The organism is Thermomonas sp. (genome assembly GCF_025993755.1).
Taxonomy (GTDB): Bacteria; Pseudomonadota; Gammaproteobacteria; order Xanthomonadales; family Xanthomonadaceae; genus Thermomonas.
In genome coordinates this window covers 1-2,466 of record NZ_JAMQHN010000038.1, presented here as the reverse complement: position 1 = coordinate 2,466, position 2,466 = coordinate 1, and the positions used below count along the sequence as shown (strand labels likewise).

The window sequence follows — 2,466 nt, the reverse complement described above, 5'->3', positions numbered from 1 at the left end:
TGTTGATTTGCGCTCAAAACTGAGCCACATCGGCTAGGGATTTCCGTCCAAAACTGAGCCACCTCCCGTCACCCTCCGTCCGTTCCCCGGACGGAGTTTTCAGGAGTGATCGACGTGGCCCTATTGAGCGTTATCCGACGCTGGCACCTTCGCGAGAAGGTGTCGATCCGGGAGATTGCCCGGCGCACCAAGCTGTCGCGCAACACGATTGCCAAGTACCTGGCATCGGAAGAGACCGTGCCGCGCTACCCCAAGCGGCACAACCCCAGCAAACTCGACCCTTATGCCGCCGACCTGTCGGCTTGGCTGCGCAGTAACCAGCATGCACCGCGCAAGCAGAAGCGGACACTGCGGCAGATGCATGCCGCCCTGCTAGCGCGGGGGTATACCGGTTCCTACAACCGGGTCGCGGCCTTCGCCCGGGCTTGGCGTCAGGCCGAGCAGGAGCAGGCCCGCACCGCCGGTCGGGGCGTGTTCATACCACTGGTCTTCGCCCCGGGCGAGGCCTTCCAGTTCGACTGGAGCGAAGACTGGGCCCGTATCGACGGCGAGCGGGTCAAACTGCAGATCGCCCAGTTCAAGCTAAGCCACAGTCGTGCGTTCGTACTGCGGGCCTACCTGCTGCAGACCCACGAGATGCTGTTCGACGCGCACAACCACGCCTTCGCCGTGTTCGGTGGCGTGCCCCGCCGCGGGATCTACGACAACATGAAGACGGCGGTGGACAAGGTGCGCGCCGGCAAGCGCCGTGACGTCAACACGCGGTTCACCGCCCTGACCAGCCATTTCCTGTTTGAACCCGAGTTCTGCAACCCGGCTTCCGGCTGGGAGAAGGGCCAGATCGAGAAGAACGTCCTCGACGCCCGCCGTCGTCTCTGGCCGACGGTGCCGCCGATGCCCTCGCTGGATGCCCTCAACTCCTGGCTTGAACAACGCTGCCGTGAGATGTGGGAGGAACTGCCGCATCCGGAGTGGCGGGATCGGACGATCGCCCAGCTCTGGCATCACGAACGCTCGGCGCTAATGCCGGTGACGGCCCCCTTCGACGGCTTTGTCGAACAGACCAAGCGGGTCACGCCGACCTGCCTGGTGCACGTGGATCGCAACCGCTACAGCGTCCCAGCCAGCTTCGCCAACCGCCCAGTCAGCGTGCGCCTGTATGCCGACCGCGTGGTGGTGGCCGCCGAAGGACAGGTGATCGCCGAGCACGGGCGTCGGATACGGCGCGCCCACGACGGCGGCTGCACGGTATTCGACTGGCGCCATTACCTGAGCGTAGTGCAGCGCAAGCCCGGTGCGCTGCGCAACGGCGCGCCGTTTGCCGAACTGCCGGAAGGTTTTCGGCGCTTGCAGGCGATCCTGCTCAAGCGCCAAGGCGGCGACCGGGAGATGGTCGAGATCCTTGCCTTGGTGCTGCTGCATGACGAGCAGGCCGTCCTTGCTGCCGTCGAACTGGCGCTTGAGGCCGGCGCGCCGTCCAAGCCGCACATCCTCAACCTGCTGCACCGGCTGCTCGGCGCTGATCCGCCACCGCCCATGTCCGAGCCGCCCATGCTGGCCCTGCAGGTGGAACCATTGGCCAACGCCTCCCGCTACGATGGACTCCGGGAGGCGCGCCATGTCGCATGACGACACGCTGGCCACACTCAAGGCCCTGCGCCTTTACGGCATGGCCCAAGCCTTCGATGAGTTGGTCCATCAGGGCGGGCCGCAATACCAAGCCGCCTTGCCCCTGATGAACCTGCTGCTCAAGGCTGAGGCCGCCGAACGGCAGGTCCGCTCGATCAAACATCAGCTCAAGACCGCCCGATTCCCGCACTATCGCGACTTGAGCACCTTCGACTTCGGCCAAGCCAGCGTAGACGAGGCACTGATCCGCCAACTGCACCGGGGCGACTTCCTCACCCAGCGGCACAACTTGGTCTTCGTCGGCGGACCCGGCACCGGGAAAACCCATCTCGCCACCGCATTGGGCGTGCAGGCCATCACCCACCAGCAACGCCGGGTGCGCTTCTTCTCCACCGTCGAACTGGTCAACGCGCTCGAATTGGAAAAAGCGGCCGGAAAACCCGGGCAGATCGCCAGCCGGTTGATCGCCACCGACCTGATCATCCTCGACGAGCTCGGCTACCTACCGTTCTCGCAGGCCGGCGGCGCATTGCTGTTCCACCTGATCGGCAAGCTCTACGAGCACACGAGCCTCGCCATCACCACCAATCTGAGCTTCGCCGAATGGCCCAGTGTCTTTGGTGATGCCAAGATGACCACCGCACTGCTCGACCGACTGACCCACCACTGCCACATCATCGAAACCGGCAACGACAGCTACCGTTTCCGCCACAACACTGCCAACACGCAGAAGGAGAAAGCCGCCACCGCCAACCGACGCAAGTGACCTAGACTGCACCCAGCGGGTGGCTCAATTTTCGATGGAAAACCCGGCTCAGTTTTAGATGGAAATCAACA

Annotated in this window: 2 protein-coding genes; both read left to right on the top strand. The window is 64.2% G+C overall.

Going from position 1 to position 2,466, the window contains the following annotated elements:
* The first annotated feature begins 105 nt into the window (after nucleotides 1-105).
* Nucleotides 106-1,629, top strand: a complete 1,524-nt coding sequence (istA, locus tag Q0X16_RS02870) for an IS21 family transposase (protein ID WP_297830427.1) — start codon at nucleotides 106-108, stop codon at nucleotides 1,627-1,629.
* A complete protein-coding gene (gene istB, locus Q0X16_RS02865; protein WP_297830425.1) occupies nucleotides 1,619-2,395 on the top strand; it encodes an IS21-like element helper ATPase IstB in 777 nt (258 codons plus the stop codon). Before istA ends, istB begins: the two co-directional genes overlap by 11 nt.
* Nucleotides 2,396-2,466: the final 71 nt, after the last annotated feature.